We start from the raw sequence: 15,944 nt of genomic DNA on the forward strand, positions 1-15,944 counted from the left end.
ACTCCTTACTTACGGCCTTTACGCTGCTTCTTAGGCTTGTCGCCTTTAGGCTCTACAGCGTTAGCTGCTGGCATACCACCTAGGATTTCACCTTTGAAGATCCAAGTTTTAATGCCGATCACACCGTATTGAGTGTGAGCCGAAGAAGTTGCGTAATCAATGTCAGCACGTAGAGTGTGTAGAGGCACACGGCCTTCACGGTACCACTCTGAACGTGCGATTTCAGCGCCGCCTAGACGACCGCTTACTTCCACTTTGATACCTTTAGCGCCTAGGCGCATTGCGTTTTGTACTGCGCGCTTCATAGCACGACGGAACATAACACGACGCTCTAGCTGAGACGCGATGCTGTCACCAACAAGTTGCGCATCTAGTTCAGGCTTACGTACTTCAGCGATGTTAATTTGCGCTGGTACACCTGCAATTTTAGCTACAGCTGCGCGTAGCTTCTCAACGTCTTCACCTTTCTTACCGATAACAACGCCTGGACGAGCAGTGTGAATAGTCACACGGATGCTCTTAGCAGGACGCTCGATAACGATACGTGATAGAGACGCTTTTTTCAGTTCACTTGTAAGGAACTGACGTACCTTGAAGTCGCCGTCTAGGTTGTCAGCGAAATCTTTGGTGTTAGCAAACCATGTAGCATTCCAAGGCTTAACGATGCCTAGACGAATACCATTTGGATGTACTTTTTGACCCATTGCTTACTCTCCTAGTCTCTAGCGATCTGCTACAACAACAGTGATGTGGCTTGAACGCTTCAAGATACGATCCGCACGACCTTTAGCACGAGGCATAATACGCTTCATGGTTGGGCCTTCATCTACAAAGATTTTTGCGACATTCAGATCGTCAATATCTGCACCTTCGTTGTGCTCCGCGTTAGCGATAGCAGACTCTAGAACTTTCTTAACTAGTGCAGCAGCTTTTTTGTTGCTGAACGTTAGGATTTCTAGAGCTTGGTCAACAGATTTACCACGGATTAGATCCGCAACTAAGCGAGCTTTCTGAGGCGAAATGCGAGCAAAGTTATGTTTAGCAATTGCTTCCATTATTTACTCCTTAGCGCTTCTTAGCTTTCTTATCCGCAGCGTGACCGCGGTAAGTACGTGTTGGTGCGAATTCACCCAGTTTGTGACCGATCATTTCATCAGTTACAAATACTGGTACGTGCTGACGACCATTATGGACAGCGATGGTCAAACCGATCATCGTAGGGATGATCATTGAACGACGGGACCAAGTCTTAATAGGCTTTTTGTCTCCGCTTTCCACCGCTTTCTCTACCTTCTTCAGCAAGTGTAGGTCAATAAAAGGACCTTTCTTGAGAGAACGTGGCATGGCGATTCCTCTTTATATAGATTACTTGTTACGACGACGTACGATGTACTTGTCAGTGCGTTTGTTCTTACGAGTCTTGAAGCCTTTAGTAGGCATACCCCAAGGAGATACTGGGTGACGACCACCAGAAGTACGGCCTTCACCACCACCGTGTGGGTGGTCAATCGGGTTCATTACAACACCACGAACCGTTGGACGGATACCGCGATGACGTGATGCACCTGCTTTACCAAGTTCACGTAGCATGTGCTCAGAGTTACCAACTTCACCGATTGTTGCACGGCCTTCAGAAAGAACTTTGCGCATCTCGCCAGAACGTAGACGGATAGTTACGTACGCACCGTCGCGAGCAACGATTTGAGCGTAAGCACCAGCCGAACGAGCTAGCTGACCACCTTTACCAGGCTTAAGTTCAACGTTATGTACTGTTGAACCTACTGGGATATTACGCATTGGTAGAGTGTTACCAGCTTTGATTGGTGCATCAACACCAGACTGAATAACATCACCAGCTACAACACCTTTAGGTGCTAGGATGTAGCGACGCTCACCGTCTTTGTAAAGAACTAGAGCAATGTTTGCGCTACGGTTTGGATCGTATTCAAGACGCTCAACTGTCGCTGGAATACCATCTTTAGTACGTTTGAAGTCAACTACACGGTAGTGGTGCTTGTGACCACCGCCGATGTGACGTACTGTGATACGACCCTTGTTGTTACGACCACCGTTCTTAGAGTTTTTCTCTAGAAGAGGTGCGTATGGCTTGCCCTTGTGTAGGTCAGCGTTAACAACTTTAACAACGTGACGACGACCAGGGGAAGTCGGCTTACATTTAACAATAGCCATTTTTAACTACTCCTGTTATTCCGCGCCGCCAACGAAGTCAAGATCTTGACCTTCTTTCAAAGTAACGTACGCTTTCTTAACGTCGCTGCGGCGACCTTGGCGTAGACCTTGACGTTTGGTCTTACCCTTAGTGATAAGAGTATTTACAGACTTAACTTCAACTTCAAATAGCTTTTCTACAGCTGCTTTGATCTCTTTTTTAGTCGCATCTTTAGCTACTTTGAAAACGATAGTGTTCGCTTTCTCAGCTGCCATAGTTGCTTTTTCAGAGATGTGCGGTGCACGTAGAACTTTTAGGATACGCTCTTCAGTGATCATGCTAGCATTTCCTCTACTTGCTTAACTGCTTCTGCAGTCATTACAACTTTGTCAAACGCGATTAGAGATACTGGATCGATACCAGCAACATCACGTGCGTCAACTTTGTATAGGTTACGAGCAGCTAGGAATAGATTCTCATCTACTTCGCTAGTCACGATTAGAGCGTCAGTTAGCTCAAGCTCTTTAAGCTTAGCAACTAGCTCTTTAGTCTTTGGTGCTTCAACTGAGAAGTTATCAACAACGATTAGACGCTCTTGACGAACAAGCTCAGAAAGAATGCTCTTCATAGCACCACGGTACATTTTTTTGTTTACTTTTTGGCTGTGATCTTGTGGTTTCGCAGCAAAAGTAACACCACCTGTACGCCAGATTGGGCTACGGATTGTACCAGCACGCGCACGGCCAGTACCTTTTTGACGCCATGGCTTAGCGCCACCGCCAGAAACTTCTGAACGTGTTTTTTGAGCACGAGTACCTTGACGAGCACCTGCTGCGTACGCAACAACTACTTGGTGTACAAGAGCTTCGTTAAACTCACGTCCGAAAGTAGTTTCGGAAACAGTTAGTGCATCGGCACCTTTAACCATTAGTTCCATTACTTACTCCTGAGACGTTATGCTTTAACAGCTGGTTTAACGATCACGTTGCCGCCAGTTGCGCCTGGGACTGCACCTTTAATAAGAAGCAGGTTGCGCTCAGCGTCAACACGTACGATCTCTAGGTTTTGAGTCGTTACACGCTCAGCACCCATGTGACCTGCCATTTTCTTGCCTTTAAATACGCGACCTGGAGTCTGACATTGACCGATAGAACCAGGAGCACGGTGAGACAATGAGTTACCGTGAGTCATATCTTGAGTACGGAAGTTCCAACGCTTAACAGCGCCTTGGAAACCTTTACCCTTAGATGTACCAGTAACGTCTACTTTCTTAGTTTCGTTGAATAGTTCAACAGTTAGTTCTGAACCAACTTCGAACTCTTCGCCGTTTTCTAAACGGAATTCCCAAAGACCGCGACCAGCTTCAACGCCAGCTTTAGCAAAGTGACCTGCTTCAGCTTTGTTTACGCGGTTAGCTTTCTTAGAACCAGCTGTAACCTGGATTGCTGCGTAGCCGTCAGTTTCAAGAGTTTTTACTTGAGAAACACGGTTAGCTTCAACCTCAACAACAGTTACTGGGATAGAAACGCCTTCTTCAGTAAATACGCGGGTCATGCCCACTTTACGACCGATTAGACCAATCATACTTCTAATCTCCCTTAACCTAGGCTAATTTGAACGTCAACGCCCGCAGCAAGGTCTAGACGCATTAGAGCATCAACAGTCTTGTCTGTTGGCTCAACGATGTCGATTAGACGCTTGTGAGTACGGATTTCGTACTGGTCACGTGCTTTCTTGTTAACGTGTGGAGAGATAAGAACTGTGAAACGCTCTTTACGAGTTGGCAGTGGGATTGGACCACGAACCTGTGCGCCAGTGCGCTTAGCTGTTTCAACGATTTCCGCTGTAGAAGCATCGATTAGTTTGTAATCGAAAGCTTTTAGGCGGATACGGATACGTTGGTTCTGCATGAGACAGAGCTCCAAATTTAATAAATTACACAAACAATATCGCCACTCAAACTCGTCAAGACGAGAGAATGCCGATTGATTTATGTGAAACCGTAGCATCCAAGATTAGGACGCATTGTCAGTTAATTTTCGATTAACTATCCCTATATGCCAAAGTCACCTTTGAGGATAGTTTTTCCGAAGAAAAGATAGCTAATTGTATTAACCGCGAACATAAGCTGAGTATACATTACCTCACAAATCCTTAGATTTGCTCGCTCCTCACTGCTCATTGGTTCACAACTGGCTTAACCAGTGCGCTGCATTATACAGATCACACTTTAGGTTGCAAGCGCTGAGTGAAAAATAATCGGGAATATTCCAAACCCTATACATCCCTCTTCGCTTGGTAGCCATTAAACAAAAAGGACGCCGAAGCGTCCTTTTCTAAACTGTAATCGTAATAGCGGCTGCTATTATTTCTTACCGCTTGATAGTGCACCGAAACGCTTGTTGAAGCGATCAACACGGCCGCCTGTATCAACGATACGTTGCTTACCAGTGTAGAATGGGTGACACTTGTCACATACGTCTAGGTGGATAGACTCTTTACCTAGAGTAGAGTTGAACTCAAAAGAGTTGCCGCAAGAACAAGTCGCTTTTACTGCTTTGTATTCTGGGTGGATACCAGCTTTCATGGGATAACCTCAATAGTAGGCCGTGTCGCTATACGAATCTAAGCCGCACACCACACGCAATTAATAATAAAATGGGATACCGCATCAACTAATTGCCGAAGCCATATCTCAAGGCGCGATATAGTAAAGAATCACATTGCTCGGATCAACACATTTGGCAACTTTTTCGCCACTTTTTTAGCCAGACTAATCATAGAGGCGCGATTCACGCTGAATCACATAGCTTTACTCGAATTTCCATACCGATTTTAATAGACTCTCATTTCCTTTCCCTTTTTTTAATAGCTAAGAATTTATGCGTCCAACCATTGCTAGAGTGGCATTACCCGTTCCGCTCGACAAACAATTTGATTACGCCATTCCGGGGCACCTGTTTCCGATCATTGGTGGACGCGTTTCCGTACCTTTTGGACGCCAAACCTTAGTCGGCATCGTCACCGCCATGGTGAACCACTCCGACTTTCCTAAAGATCAGCTCAAGCCAATCAAAGCGGTATTAGACTCCCAACCGATATGGCCAGAGACGCTTTATTCTCTGCTAAATTGGTGCAGCCAGTTCTATCAGTACCCTCTTGGTGACACTCTACACAATGCAATGCCTGCTGCGCTGAGGAAAGGCAAGCCGGCTGACTTTGCAACGCTACAAGAATGGCAACTGACAGAAGCAGGAAGAAATAAGCTCATGCAAGGGCTTGGACGTGCAGTAAAACAACAGCGTGCACTCCAAATGATGGTCAACGGCCCAATCTCGCATCAAGAACTCTTGGATCAAGAAGTAAACTCAACCATCTTAAAAAACCTCGAAGAAAAAGGTTGGGTCGAGCGCATCGAGAAAAAGCCGACCATTACGAAATGGAGTCAAAATGTAGAGTGTGCGGTTGAGAAACCAAAGCTTAACCATGAACAAGCACTCGCGATTGCCAGCGTAAATAGCCAAACGGGCTTTGCTTGCTATTTATTAGAAGGGGTAACTGGCTCTGGTAAAACCGAAGTTTACTTAAACCTTATCAAGCCCGTTCTAGAGCAAGGGAAACAAGCATTAGTTTTAGTACCTGAGATCGGTCTAACGCCCCAAACCATCAACCGCTTTAAACATCGATTTAATGTCCCGGTAGATGTGATTCATTCCGGTTTGAATGAAACAGAGCGTTTGAACGCCTGGTTATCGGCTCGCGATAAAGCCGCGGGGATCATCATTGGTACGCGCTCAGCCCTACTGACACCTTTTGCTGACTTGGGGATTATTATCGTTGATGAAGAGCATGACGCCTCGTATAAGCAACAAGACAGCTTGCGTTACCACGCTCGTGATGTCGCAGTCATGCGTGCCCATAAAGAGCAAGTACCGATTGTCCTTGGCTCAGCGACGCCAGCGTTAGAAACCCTACATAATGCACTGTCTGGTAAATATCACCATTTAACACTCACCCAACGAGCTGGCTCTGCCGTGCCAACCACCAATAAAGTGTTAGATGTAAAAGGTCAGTATTTAGAAAGTGGCTTATCCGCCCAACTGATTGCCGAAATGCGCAAACACTTAAAAGTAGGCAATCAGGTTATGTTGTTTCTTAACCGCCGAGGTTTCTCGCCCGCTTTGATGTGCCATGAATGTGGTTGGATTGCAGAATGTAAACGCTGTGATGCGTACTATACGTTCCACCATTACAGCAACGAAATACGCTGCCATCACTGCGGCTCACAACAACCTGTCATTCATCAGTGTCAGGGATGTGGTTCAACTCAACTGGTTACCGTCGGCGTAGGAACGGAACAGCTCGAACAACAATTGGCTCAGTTGTTTCCAGAATACAAAGCCATTCGCATCGACAGAGATAGCACACGTCGCAAAGGTAGCTTGGAAGATGCCCTTGAGTCGATTCGTAAAGGTGAATACCAAATACTGATAGGCACTCAAATGCTGGCTAAGGGGCACCACTTTCCAAATGTAACGCTCGTAGCTCTTTTGGATGTTGATGGCTCTTTGTATAGTAGTGATTTTCGCGCTTCGGAGCGATTAGCTCAGCTGTTTATTCAGGTCGCAGGTCGTGCTGGCCGAGCAAGTAAACCTGGCGAAGTGATCCTGCAAACTCACCATCCTGAGCACAGCTTGCTGCAAGCCCTACTTCAAAAAGACTATCGTCACTTTGCTATGACAGCTCTGGAAGAACGCAAACTGGCTCAGCTTCCGCCTTATAGTTTCTTGACTCTGTTTAAAGCAGAAGCAAACCAAAGTGAGGTAGTTGAAGACTTCCTGCGTCAGGTTCGCTTTACGTTAGAGTCACACCCTCTGTTCGATGATTCCTGCATGGTGTTAGGCCCCACTCCTTCACCTTTGGCCAAGCGGGCTGGTAAATACCGCTGGCAGCTGTTACTTCAAACCCAGCATCGTTCATTGATGCAAAAGTTATTAACCAGTGCCAAACCTGCTATTGAGTTGTTGCCAAATGCCAAGAAAGTTCGCTGGAATTTAGACATAGAGCCACAAGATCTCAGCTAGCAAACGTTTAACTATGTAATGAATTACCATTTAATGTGACGAGCATCACGACGGGATTGCAATTTTTGTTAAACAGACCGTAACTTTCACTTTAGAAATGAATAGACTATCCAAATTAGAAAAGTCTAAAGTGACTTGTTCGCACAGGCTTAGATTAAAACAATGACTATTCCCACAAATTGATGTCGCAGTGAAGAATCCATTTTTCCACTTGTTAACACGAACTGAGCGAAGAGCAAATGCTGCTCTAACTCGGCGTGATTACTATGATTTCAAACCGGAATAACGTCATCTTGGCAAAAAATAAACGAGAGGTTAAAAACTATGGCGACAATGAAGGATGTTGCCCAGCTTGCGGGAGTGTCTACGGCTACGGTATCTCGAGCATTAATGAACCCAGAGAAGGTCTCTTCTTCAACGAGAAAAAGAGTAGAAGATGCCGTACTTGAAGCGGGTTATTCTCCAAACTCATTAGCGCGTAACTTACGTAGAAACGAATCAAAAACCATTGTCACTATCGTTCCCGACATCTGTGATCCTTATTTTTCTGAAATTATTCGCGGCATTGAAGATGCTGCCATGGAACATGGCTATCTAGTCCTGCTGGGCGATAGCGGACAACAGAAGAAACGTGAAAGTTCTTTCGTTAACCTCGTATTTACTAAGCAGGCAGATGGAATGCTACTGCTTGGCACAGATCTACCGTTCGATGTCAGTAAGCCAGAGCAAAAGAACTTACCTCCGATGGTAATGGCGTGTGAATTTGCGCCAGAGTTAGAACTTCCAACAGTACACATTGATAACCTGACCTCAGCATTTGAAGCGGTGAATTACCTAACCCAGCTAGGTCATAAACGCATCGCGCAAATCTCGGGTCCAGATACGGCAATATTGTGTCAGTTCCGCCAGCAAGGTTATCAACAAGCCTTGCGCCGTGCAGGCATCAATAAAGACCCTCAATATAGTGTCATTACTGAGTTCTCTTTTGATGGCGGAGCAAAAGCCGTTCGTAAACTGCTCGAATTGCCAGAGCCACCAACGGCTATTTTCTGCCACTGTGACACAATGGCCATCGGCGCAATTCAAGAAGCGAAAAAGCTTGGCTTACGAGTACCGCAAGATCTCTCTGTTGTGGGCTTTGATGACATTAACTTCGCTCAGTACTGCGATCCACCGTTGACCACTATCTCTCAGCCTCGCTATGAGATTGGTCGACAAGCGATGCTAATGATGCTTGAGATGTTAAAAGGACACGACGTGCATTCAGGCTCGCGCCTACTTGAAACTAACCTCGTCATTCGCGGAAGTGCAGCGCCACCACAGCGCCCTTAACCTAAAAATTAGGTATTCATACCCAAAGCGGTGCTAAGGCGCCGCTTTTTATTTGCCCCTCCTGCTTTTTGTGTATCCCCGAATAAATATAAGCAAGAACGGAAACACACTCCTACACTCGGGCGTTGTCGCGCTTTAGCTATCAAGATTCTATCAATAGGGTGTTTTCTCAACTCGTTCTGGATTAACATATTTGCAAGAATCCTTGATGACCAGAAATAACCGTGGCAAATAGAGATTATGTAAGACGGGGGCGAGGTGCCCCAAAAAAGTCGACAAAAAAACAACCGCCGAGAAGAAAAAAACCTTGGCGTAGTGGCCTGCTCGCTATCTTGCTTGTGGGTGGTTTTGGCTATGGTCTTTACCTTTTGAGTAGCGACCCAGAGCCCAAACCACCTGTCGTGAAGCAGCCAACAACCACTGTAAGCAAACCAAAGCCGAAAAAAGATTTGCCGCCACCACCAGAAGAAAAGTGGGAATATGTCGAGTCACTACCGAAACGTGAAGTTGAAGTTGTGGCCAAAGAAATTGAAGTTTCTAAAATTCCTTACATCATGCAATGTGGTGCTTACAAAACCCAGGCGCAAGCAGAAGAGCGTAAGCTTGCAATCGCGTTCCAAGGGATGTCGAGCAAGATTCGTAAGAAAGAAGGCAGTTCATGGTATCGCGTGGTGCTAGGTCCGTATAAGTTCAAACGTGATGCAGAACGTGACCGTCATAAACTGCAACGCGCGAAAATCGAGCCATGTGCGATTTGGAAAGAAAATCTTTAAACTCAGGCCCTAGGAGCTAAGATCCTAGGGCCTTTCTTTTTGCCCCCTTGAATCCCTATTTCCCCTCCCCCATATACTGAATTAAATCCAAAGAGAAATAATCAAGAGGTCGACTGTGACTACCATTGTATCTGTACGTCGAAATAATAAAGTCGTCATCGCGGGTGATGGCCAAGTATCTCTAGGCAATACCGTAATGAAAGGTAATGCGCGCAAAGTTCGCCGCTTATATAACAACCAAGTACTAGCGGGCTTTGCTGGCGGCACTGCGGATGCCTTCACCCTTTTTGAGCGCTTCGAAAGCAAGCTGCAAATGCACCAAGGCCACCTAACTAAGGCTGCGGTTGAGCTAGCCAAAGACTGGCGTAGCGATCGTGCTCTGCGCAAGCTCGAAGCCTTGCTTGCCGTTGCCGACGAAACCGCATCGTTAATCATTACCGGTAATGGTGATGTCGTACAGCCAGAACACGACCTGATTGCGATTGGCTCTGGTGGTGCTTACGCACAAGCTGCAGCAACCGCCCTACTAGAAAACACAGATCTAGATGCTCGTGAGATCGCGGAAAAAGCCCTCAACATCGCGGGTGATATTTGTGTCTTCACTAACCATCACCACACAGTAGAAGAGCTAGACTCAACAGTAGAGCCTGAAAAACCAACCGCGTAATCGTAACGAAGTAAGGAAAGAATATGTCTGAAATGACGCCTCGCGAAATCGTTCATGAATTGAACCGCCACATTATCGGTCAAGAAAAAGCCAAGCGTTCGGTTGCGATTGCACTTCGTAACCGCTGGCGCCGTATGCAGCTTGAAGAAAGCTTGCGTGCCGAAGTGACGCCAAAAAACATTTTGATGATTGGTCCTACTGGTGTTGGTAAGACTGAAATCGCACGCCGCCTAGCAAAACTGGCAAATGCACCATTCATCAAAGTTGAAGCAACAAAATTCACAGAAGTGGGTTACGTTGGTAAAGAAGTTGAAACCATCATCCGTGACCTGACTGATGTAGCGGTAAAAATGACGCATCAACAAGCGATGGAAAAAGTAAAATTCCGCGCTGAAGAGCAAGCGGAAGAACGCATTCTTGATGCGCTACTGCCACCAGCACGTGATAGCTGGGGTCAAGCAGAGCAAACGGAAGAGTCTTCTCACACTCGCCAGATCTTCCGTAAGAAACTGCGTGAAGGCCAACTAGACGATAAAGAAATTGAAATCGACGTAGCCGCACCACAAATGGGCGTAGAGATCATGGCGCCCCCAGGTATGGAAGAGATGACTAACCAGCTGCAAGGCATGTTCCAAAACCTGGCAGGCGACACTAAGAAAAAGCGTAAGCTGAAAATCAAAGACGCAATGAAAGCGTTAGCGGAAGAAGAAGCGGCGAAACTGGTAAACCAAGAAGAGCTAAAAGAAGCTGCGATTTTCAACGTTGAAAACAACGGCATCGTATTTATCGATGAGATCGACAAGATCTGTAAACGCGGTGAGAGCTCAGGCCCAGACGTTTCACGCGAAGGTGTTCAGCGCGATCTACTTCCATTGATTGAAGGCAGCACGGTATCAACCAAGCACGGCATGGTAAAAACAGACCACATTCTGTTTGTTGCATCTGGTGCATTCCAAGTGGCAAAACCATCTGACTTGATCCCAGAATTGCAAGGTCGTCTACCAATTCGTGTTGAGCTAGAGGCACTAAGCAGCAACGACTTCAAACGTATTCTGACAGAGCCCAAAGCCTCTCTAACAGAGCAGTACGTTGCGTTGATGAAAACGGAAGATGTGGATATCGAGTTCACAGAAGATGGCATCACGCAAATCGCGGAAGCGGCATGGACGGTCAACGAAAGCACAGAAAACATCGGTGCTCGTCGCTTACACACCGTTATGGAACGCTTAATGGATGAAATCTCTTACGACGCGGCGGAGCAATCTGGCGCGAAATTTGTTATCGATGCCGCTTATGTGAAAGAGCGCCTAGGCGACACGATTGAAGATGAAGATCTAAGCCGCTTTATTCTTTAACCGCAATCTATCCCACCAAAGCCCAGAAACTTGTTTCTGGGCTTTTTGTTTAGAATGACGATTACTGTGACAACACCTAAATCAAAAGATCTGGTCATTCTAGCGAGCTCAAGCGAGACTAAGAATCTAGTAACAGCGCACCCTGTTCTTTCCAGCTCACCTTAACCACCGCACAATCGGACGATAGATTCTGAATCACACTCGTTCCTCGTTTTTCAGAATGACGGTTACTTTGACAACATCTAAATCAAAAGATCTCGTCATTCTAAGGGTTCTCATCGAGACTAAGAATCTAGTAACAGCAAACGCCTATTCTTCCGAACTCGCCTTCACCACTACACAATCGGACGATAGATTCTGAATCACACTCGTTCCTCGTTGTTCAGAATGACGGTGGCTTTGACAACATCTAAATCAAAAGATCTGGTCATGCTAGCGAGCTCAAGCGAGACTAAGAATCTAGTAGCAGCACACCCTATTCTTTCCAGCTCACCTTAACCACCGCACAATCGGACGATTGATTCTGAATCACACTCGTTCCTCGTTGTTCAGAATGGCGGTGACTTTGACAACAGCTAAATCAAAAGATCTCGTCATTCTAGCGAGCTCCAGCGAGACTAAGAATCTGGTAACAGCAGACTCTTATTCTTTCCTGTTCGCCTTAATCACAGCACAACCAGACGATAGATTCTGAATCACACTCGTTCCTCGTTGTTCAGAATGGCGGTGACTTTGACAACATCTAAATCAAAAGATCTCGTCATTCTAGCGAGCTCAAGCGAGACTAAGAATCTAATAGCAGTGTTCTCCGTACCCTTCACTTTCCAAAAAGAGGGCTATTTTATTGCCTCAAATATCGAAACTGCTTTCCTTCTACTTCACCCTTTGACTTCTAGTTGAGTTGTTTTAGGTCAATAGCGTATCTGCCTCTTTGTGCTTATACTGGGCACATTGGTTACTAGCACGAAATTTCCATGAAACAATCTTTACAGATCTGGCTTGAAGCCGCTCGCCCAAAAACACTACCTCTGGCATTAGTCTCTATCTTAACGGGTAGTGTACTCGCCTACTCGGCGGGTCATTTTTCACTGACAATTGCCATCATGGCTTTCGTAACCGCGACGTTACTGCAAATTCTGTCCAACCTGGCAAACGACTATGGCGATGCCGTTCAAGGTACAGATAACGACAAACGCCTTGGCCCATTACGAGCGATGCAGTCTGGCGCGGTAAGTGCGAAACAGATGAAACAGGCGATTATCTTTAACATCGTTCTGACCGCCATTTCTGGCTTAGTGTTAGTTTTTTATTCACTAAGCTCACTGGAAAGCATTGTGACGTTTATCGGACTGGGAATTTTAGCCATCCTAGCGGCGATTGCTTACACCATGGGTAGCAAGCCATACGGTTACGTGGGGCTTGGCGATATTTCAGTTTTCTTGTTTTTTGGTTTACTCGGCGTATCCGGTACCTACTTCTTGCATACCGGTCACGTAGACACCACGCTATTCTTACCTGCTTTAGGCTGCGGTTTACTCGCTGTTGCAGTACTCAACATCAACAATATGCGTGATATCGAGAACGACCGAGAGTGTGGTAAACGCACAGTCGCAGTGCGATTGGGTCAACGCAAAGCCAAGCAGTACCACTTTGTTTTACTTGGCGGTGCTATTCTTGCCTTTGCGGCTTACTTGTTAATTCAAGACAAACCCGTTTGGATTAGCTTGCCATTTTTACTTAGTATTTATTTCGTGGCCGATCATGGCAAAGCGGTTTGGCATACACAAAAGCCCGCTCAGATAGCACCAATGATGCCAGTCATCGTGAAATGCTCTTTAGTCACCAACGTTTTGTTTGCAACAATTGTGGTAGCTCAAACTCTAGTAAGTTAAAAAAGGATTGTCATTGCATTGACTTAATGCCTAGATATACTCAAAGACAACCAATTTCTGTTTAGAAAGGTACGCTATGGAATACAATACCTCAGCACTCTGTGATATCTACCTCGATCAGGTAGATGTGGTTGAACCAATGTTCAGTAATTTTGGCGGTCGCGCTTCATTTGCCGGGCAAATCACCACCATCAAGTGTTTTGAAGATAATTCGTTGATCCGCGAGACATTAGAGCAAGATGGACTTGGTCGCGTTTTGTTAATTGACGGTGGCGGTTCCCTACGTAAAGCCCTTATCGATGCAGAAATCGCAACTATTGCGGAAGAAAACGAGTGGGAAGGCATTGTCGTTTACGGCTGTGTTCGTGAAGTAGATGAACTTGAAGATATGAACTTAGGCATTCAAGCCCTCGCTTCTATTCCTGTTGGAGCGACCAGCCAGGGTATCGGCGAATTAGATGTACCAGTCAACTTTGGCGGCGTCAGCTTCTTACCTGAAGATTATATTTATGCTGATAGCACTGGGATCATCCTGTCGCCTGAGCCATTGAATATTGATTTAGAGTTGGATGAAGAAGAATAACGAGTCTTAGGTACCTAAGTTATAGGACCTTCTCTTGGCTATCAGAATCGAGCTTGTCCTAACGATTTTCAACTTGCCCAAAACACAAACACCCGCTTAACGCGGGTGTTTTTAATTTGGAATGAAGAAGCCGAATTATTCCACTTCGTCCATTTTGCCAAGTAGTGCACGAATGCGCTCTTGCCATTGCGCGTGCTCTTGTTGTGCTTGCTGTGCTTTTTGCTCTAGCTCTTCACGTTGAGAGCGAAGCTCGTTCGCTTCTTCCGCAAGTTTTGCTTTATCTTCTTTCAGCTCTTCGACTTCCATCTGAAGAAGAGTGATTGTGTCAACTGCAGTTTGAATTTTAGATTCTAGTTGTTCTAGTACTTCAAAAGACATCTTGGCCTACCTATGTTATTCCGTTGGGACGATGTGCGAGATTGATGCACACCTAACCTATATAAGGTTCATTCTACTCAGCGTCGCGATGAGAAACACTCACTATATTCGATATTTCGCATCATTCGGTCAAAAAATCGGCGCAATCTCACTAAACGCTGACTTTTCTTATCGCCGAAGCATTTTTGAGCAAGGATTTTGCCTCCCGCCACGCTGAAAATCGCCCTAAGTATTGATCAAATTCAAGTTAGATAAAGTAAAAGCTCCGCAAAAAGGCAAACGTTTACCCTACGTTGTGATAGAATCGCCGCGCAAATTCTTCTTCCCTCTTGCTTACTTGGAGACATCATGAAACGCGATTTAGCTATGGCATTTTCCCGTGTGACTGAAGGTGCAGCTTTGGCTGGTTACAAATGGCTTGGCCGTGGCGATAAAAATGCAGCCGATGGCGCAGCTGTTGAAGTTATGCGCACCCTACTGAACAAAACAGATATCAGTGGTGAAATTGTCATTGGTGAGGGTGAAATCGATGATGCGCCAATGCTATACATTGGTGAGCAAGTTGGTATTGGTGGTGATGAAGTGGATATCGCTGTCGACCCGATTGAAGGGACTCGCATGACGGCAATGGGGCAATCTAACGCACTAGCCGTACTTGCCGCAGGTGAGAAAGGCAGCTTTCTTAAAGCGCCAGATATGTACATGGAAAAACTGGTTGTTGGCCCTGGTGCAAAAGGCGTGATTGACTTAGAAAAGCCGTTAAAAGAGAACCTAGAGAACGTAGCAAAAGCCCTGAACAAACCACTTGATACCTTAGTAGTTATTACCCTTGCGAAACCTCGCCACGATGACGTTATTGCAGAAATGCAAGCGATGGGCGTACGTGTCTTTGCGGTGCCTGATGGTGACGTGGCTGCCTCTATTCTGACTTGTATGCCAGACAGTGAAGTGGACATGATGTACTGTATTGGCGGCGCGCCAGAAGGGGTCGTATCAGCCGCGGTGATTAGAGCGCTAGACGGTGACATGCACGGTCGTCTACTTCCTCGTCATGAAGTAAAAGGCGATACTGAAGAAAACCGCATTTACGGCGCAGACGAACTAAAACGCTGCGATGAAATGGGCGTAAAAGCGAATGTTGTCCTCAAAATGGAAGACATGGCACGCAGCGACAACGTGGTATTCTCAGCAACAGGCATTACTAAAGGTGACTTGCTAGAAGGCATCTCTCGCCAAGGCAATATCGCAACTACAGAAACGCTGCTCGTGCGTGGTCGATGCCGTACTATTCGTCGCATTAAGTCGACTCACTACCTAGATCGTAAAGATCCAGAAGTGCGTGATATTATTCTTTAAGCATTTCTCGAGGCTCTCGCTCAATCTGAGTGTGAGCCTTTCTTTCCGCACAACCAAGCAATAGATTCTGAATCACACTCGTTCCTCGTTGTTCAGAATGACGGTCACCACAGCAAGCTCTAAATCAAAAGAACTCGTCATTCTAGCGAGCTCCAGTGAGACTAAGAATCTAATAACAGCAAACTCCTATTCTCTCCCTCTCACCATAACCATTGCACAACCGAACGATAGATTCTGAAGCACACTCGTTTCTCGCTGTTCAGAGTGGCGATATATATTGGTTCGCATGAACATAGACCCAACAGATCCCCACTCAAACTAAGTCAACACTTTTCTTTACTAACCCTATCGCGC

At 45.9% G+C, this 15,944-nt stretch carries 18 protein-coding genes; 8 read left to right on the forward strand and 10 right to left on the reverse strand.

All coding sequences use genetic code 11. The features are described from left to right. Positions 1-5: 5 nt before the first annotated feature. From rpsC to rpmE, 9 genes are all read right to left on the reverse strand, one after another. Positions 6-704 (reverse strand): 30S ribosomal protein S3, encoded by a 699-nt coding sequence (rpsC, locus tag OO778_RS15055; protein ID WP_005383161.1) that lies wholly within the window; start codon positions 702-704, stop codon positions 6-8. 18 nt (positions 705-722) lie between these two features. Further along, positions 723-1,055, reverse strand: a complete 333-nt coding sequence (rplV, locus tag OO778_RS15060; RefSeq protein WP_005383164.1) for a 50S ribosomal protein L22 — start codon at positions 1,053-1,055, stop codon at positions 723-725. 10 nt (positions 1,056-1,065) lie between these two features. After that, positions 1,066-1,344, reverse strand: coding sequence for a 30S ribosomal protein S19 (gene rpsS, locus OO778_RS15065; RefSeq protein WP_004394525.1), 279 nt, complete (start codon positions 1,342-1,344; stop codon positions 1,066-1,068). 21 nt (positions 1,345-1,365) lie between these two features. Continuing rightward, complete coding sequence (gene rplB, locus OO778_RS15070; protein ID WP_005383168.1) at positions 1,366-2,190, reverse strand: 50S ribosomal protein L2; 825 nt, start codon at positions 2,188-2,190, stop codon at positions 1,366-1,368. A 15-nt stretch (positions 2,191-2,205) separates the two neighbouring features. Further along, positions 2,206-2,508 carry a 50S ribosomal protein L23 gene (gene rplW, locus OO778_RS15075; protein ID WP_004398471.1) on the reverse strand — a complete coding sequence of 101 codons (303 nt, stop codon included), beginning with the start codon at positions 2,506-2,508 and terminating at the stop codon, positions 2,206-2,208. Further along, complete coding sequence (rplD, locus tag OO778_RS15080) at positions 2,505-3,107, reverse strand: 50S ribosomal protein L4 (protein ID WP_005379556.1); 603 nt, start codon at positions 3,105-3,107, stop codon at positions 2,505-2,507. Before rplD ends, rplW begins: the two co-directional genes overlap by 4 nt. Positions 3,108-3,124: 17 nt before the next feature. Next, the gene (gene rplC, locus OO778_RS15085; protein ID WP_005379555.1) at positions 3,125-3,754 is read right to left on the reverse strand and encodes a 50S ribosomal protein L3; all 630 of its coding nucleotides are present in this window, start codon (positions 3,752-3,754) and stop codon (positions 3,125-3,127) included. A 14-nt stretch (positions 3,755-3,768) separates the two neighbouring features. Next, entirely contained in the window at positions 3,769-4,080 is a 312-nt protein-coding gene (rpsJ, locus tag OO778_RS15090) for a 30S ribosomal protein S10 (RefSeq protein WP_004410492.1), read from the reverse strand. A gap of 455 nt (positions 4,081-4,535) precedes the next feature. After that, the gene (rpmE, locus tag OO778_RS15095; RefSeq protein WP_005379546.1) at positions 4,536-4,757 is read right to left on the reverse strand and encodes a 50S ribosomal protein L31; all 222 of its coding nucleotides are present in this window, start codon (positions 4,755-4,757) and stop codon (positions 4,536-4,538) included. 295 nt (positions 4,758-5,052) lie between these two features. On the opposite strand from rpmE, the gene priA reads away from it, so the two are divergent. The 7 genes from priA to rraA all read left to right on the forward strand — a co-directional run bounded on the left by priA (position 5,053) and on the right by rraA (position 13,856). Then, the gene (priA, locus tag OO778_RS15100; protein ID WP_258615842.1) at positions 5,053-7,254 is read left to right on the forward strand and encodes a primosomal protein N'; all 2,202 of its coding nucleotides are present in this window, start codon (positions 5,053-5,055) and stop codon (positions 7,252-7,254) included. A gap of 303 nt (positions 7,255-7,557) precedes the next feature. Next, complete coding sequence (gene cytR / locus OO778_RS15105; protein WP_254901949.1) at positions 7,558-8,586, forward strand: DNA-binding transcriptional regulator CytR; 1,029 nt, start codon at positions 7,558-7,560, stop codon at positions 8,584-8,586. A gap of 224 nt (positions 8,587-8,810) precedes the next feature. After that, on the forward strand, positions 8,811-9,359 hold the full coding sequence (gene ftsN, locus OO778_RS15110; RefSeq protein WP_053809480.1) for a cell division protein FtsN: 549 nt from the start codon (positions 8,811-8,813) through the stop codon (positions 9,357-9,359). A gap of 115 nt (positions 9,360-9,474) precedes the next feature. Beyond that, on the forward strand, positions 9,475-10,026 hold the full coding sequence (gene hslV, locus OO778_RS15115) for an ATP-dependent protease subunit HslV (RefSeq protein WP_005383176.1): 552 nt from the start codon (positions 9,475-9,477) through the stop codon (positions 10,024-10,026). A gap of 23 nt (positions 10,027-10,049) precedes the next feature. Next, positions 10,050-11,381 carry an HslU--HslV peptidase ATPase subunit gene (gene hslU, locus OO778_RS15120; protein ID WP_006742475.1) on the forward strand — a complete coding sequence of 444 codons (1,332 nt, stop codon included), beginning with the start codon at positions 10,050-10,052 and terminating at the stop codon, positions 11,379-11,381. Positions 11,382-12,355: 974 nt separating this feature from the next. Then, positions 12,356-13,273, forward strand: coding sequence for a 1,4-dihydroxy-2-naphthoate polyprenyltransferase (locus tag OO778_RS15125; RefSeq protein ID WP_005397953.1), 918 nt, complete (start codon positions 12,356-12,358; stop codon positions 13,271-13,273). Positions 13,274-13,349: 76 nt separating this feature from the next. Beyond that, positions 13,350-13,856, forward strand: coding sequence for a ribonuclease E activity regulator RraA (rraA, locus tag OO778_RS15130; RefSeq protein WP_005397954.1), 507 nt, complete (start codon positions 13,350-13,352; stop codon positions 13,854-13,856). A gap of 135 nt (positions 13,857-13,991) precedes the next feature. Here rraA and zapB read toward each other — a convergent pair whose 3' ends face one another. Beyond that, the gene (gene zapB / locus OO778_RS15135; protein ID WP_005379536.1) at positions 13,992-14,234 is read right to left on the reverse strand and encodes a cell division protein ZapB; all 243 of its coding nucleotides are present in this window, start codon (positions 14,232-14,234) and stop codon (positions 13,992-13,994) included. A gap of 348 nt (positions 14,235-14,582) precedes the next feature. On the opposite strand from zapB, the gene glpX reads away from it, so the two are divergent. Next, entirely contained in the window at positions 14,583-15,590 is a 1,008-nt protein-coding gene (gene glpX / locus OO778_RS15140; RefSeq protein WP_005383180.1) for a class II fructose-bisphosphatase, read from the forward strand. The last annotated feature ends 354 nt before the right edge of the window (positions 15,591-15,944 follow it).

The sequence above is a fragment of the Vibrio sp. STUT-A16 genome (assembly GCF_026000495.1).
Lineage (GTDB): Bacteria > Pseudomonadota > Gammaproteobacteria > Enterobacterales > Vibrionaceae > Vibrio > Vibrio diabolicus.

What these genes read in the sequence shown, in the direction of transcription:
- rpsC (WP_005383161.1), bottom strand. Translation starts at nt 704, where the DNA reads ATGGGTCAAAAAGTACATCCAAATGGTATTCGTCTAGGCATCGTTAAG.
- rplV (WP_005383164.1), bottom strand. Translation starts at nt 1,055, where the DNA reads ATGGAAGCAATTGCTAAACATAACTTTGCTCGCATTTCGCCTCAGAAA.
- rpsS (WP_004394525.1), bottom strand. Translation starts at nt 1,344, where the DNA reads ATGCCACGTTCTCTCAAGAAAGGTCCTTTTATTGACCTACACTTGCTG.
- rplB (WP_005383168.1), bottom strand. Translation starts at nt 2,190, where the DNA reads ATGGCTATTGTTAAATGTAAGCCGACTTCCCCTGGTCGTCGTCACGTT.
- rplW (WP_004398471.1), bottom strand. Translation starts at nt 2,508, where the DNA reads ATGATCACTGAAGAGCGTATCCTAAAAGTTCTACGTGCACCGCACATC.
- rplD (WP_005379556.1), bottom strand. Translation starts at nt 3,107, where the DNA reads ATGGAACTAATGGTTAAAGGTGCCGATGCACTAACTGTTTCCGAAACT.
- rplC (WP_005379555.1), bottom strand. Translation starts at nt 3,754, where the DNA reads ATGATTGGTCTAATCGGTCGTAAAGTGGGCATGACCCGCGTATTTACT.
- rpsJ (WP_004410492.1), bottom strand. Translation starts at nt 4,080, where the DNA reads ATGCAGAACCAACGTATCCGTATCCGCCTAAAAGCTTTCGATTACAAA.
- rpmE (WP_005379546.1), bottom strand. Translation starts at nt 4,757, where the DNA reads ATGAAAGCTGGTATCCACCCAGAATACAAAGCAGTAAAAGCGACTTGT.
- priA (WP_258615842.1), top strand. Translation starts at nt 5,053, where the DNA reads ATGCGTCCAACCATTGCTAGAGTGGCATTACCCGTTCCGCTCGACAAA.
- hslU (WP_006742475.1), top strand. Translation starts at nt 10,050, where the DNA reads ATGTCTGAAATGACGCCTCGCGAAATCGTTCATGAATTGAACCGCCAC.
- OO778_RS15125 (WP_005397953.1), top strand. Translation starts at nt 12,356, where the DNA reads ATGAAACAATCTTTACAGATCTGGCTTGAAGCCGCTCGCCCAAAAACA.
- rraA (WP_005397954.1), top strand. Translation starts at nt 13,350, where the DNA reads ATGGAATACAATACCTCAGCACTCTGTGATATCTACCTCGATCAGGTA.
- zapB (WP_005379536.1), bottom strand. Translation starts at nt 14,234, where the DNA reads ATGTCTTTTGAAGTACTAGAACAACTAGAATCTAAAATTCAAACTGCA.
- glpX (WP_005383180.1), top strand. Translation starts at nt 14,583, where the DNA reads ATGAAACGCGATTTAGCTATGGCATTTTCCCGTGTGACTGAAGGTGCA.